The organism is Halorubrum sp. AD140, from assembly GCF_034497445.1.
GTDB lineage: Archaea > Halobacteriota > Halobacteria > Halobacteriales > Haloferacaceae > Halorubrum.
This window is the reverse complement of sequence record NZ_JAXRUU010000256.1, coordinates 1-1184: the sequence shown is the minus strand read 5'-3', so window position 1 is coordinate 1184 and position 1184 is coordinate 1. Positions and strand designations below refer to the sequence as shown.

General features: G+C 51.6%; 2 protein-coding genes. One reads left to right on the top strand and one right to left on the bottom strand.

Annotated features, from left to right (window positions below):
• The first annotated feature begins 150 nt into the window (after nt 1-150).
• A complete protein-coding gene (locus U4E84_RS17985) occupies nt 151-489 on the top strand; it encodes a hypothetical protein (RefSeq protein WP_322533437.1) in 339 nt (112 codons plus the stop codon).
• Between the two features lie 143 nt (nt 490-632).
• On the opposite strand, the gene U4E84_RS17980 is transcribed toward U4E84_RS17985, so the two are convergent.
• On the bottom strand, nt 633-1184 hold a 552-nt coding region (locus U4E84_RS17980), incomplete at its 5' end, for a hypothetical protein (protein ID WP_345785523.1).

The window sequence follows — 1184 nt, the reverse complement described above, 5'->3', positions numbered from 1 at the left end:
CTTGTGCTTCGCTATCATCGTCGCCAGGAGGGCACACTTCACCGACGGCTTCTCCATATCGCCGGAATGAATCCACTTGTATATAAATGCTGTTAATGGCTGTTAACAGTAGCGGAAACACTTATAGACTCCCAGATGATGTTTCTACGTATGAGCAGTATGGAGCACGCGGATGACCGCGGAGCGAAGAAGGAACTCCGGAAAGAACACCCGAGCGGGTGGCTCTATCTCACGCAACACGATGCGATCCCGATTCTCGTAGACGCGTTGCTCGATCTTCCGCCGAACCGCGAGTTCAACAAGACTGAACTCGCAGAGCACGCCGGCGTAACGCGTCAGACGGTCGGGAACTACACCGACCTCTTGTGTGAGGTTGAACTCATTGAGGAGGTTCCGGACACGTCACCGCGCCGGTACCGGGTCGCGGACAGCGATGTCGTCCGCGAGCTCTTCGAGCTGAACAGCGCGCTCAACAGTGTCGGCGAATAGCGACTTCTTGGGAGGAGCACGCCGAGTACTTCGAGAATCTGCTGATCCAACAAAGCGGCTTTTTTGAAATCCTCAGAAAGTGATATATCTGAACTGGGTTCTGGTCCATACAGAGTATTTACGAACCACTCAGTGTAGTTTATTCACACGTCAATGTCGAAACTGACTGCAACAGATGCGTCGCCAATTAACCCCCAGAAGACGAACCGATAGCGGCCGGAAACGAGATTAGGACAAACTTCGAGGGGCATTGAATCATTACTTGCGGAGATGATCCCATCTTCAGTCAATTCGATTTCCCACGTGTGGCCACCACTGACATCTTCATCGGTGTAGGTGATGTCACTCCCGTCTGTTGTCCCACGCACATCGCGCCACCCGTTCTCGGTGTATATCTCGAAGTTGAATGAGTCACTAGTACCTCGTTCGTTAGCAGGTAAGCTGATCTCAGTAGTTTCCCCATAGTTGAACGAGAGTCCGTTCACTCGAAGTGATTCGTCCTCAGTGTCACCCCATCTGAGGCGATCCAAATCATACGGCTTGACATGTCTATTGAATTCGCTGTTCTCACAGACGAACTCACTAGGAATTTCGGTAGGATCGCCTTCAGGTTGGATATCACCGGTTTGCGTTCCAAGACACCCAGACAATCCCACAACACCAGTAGCACCGAATAGGAATGGACGACGTTTCAT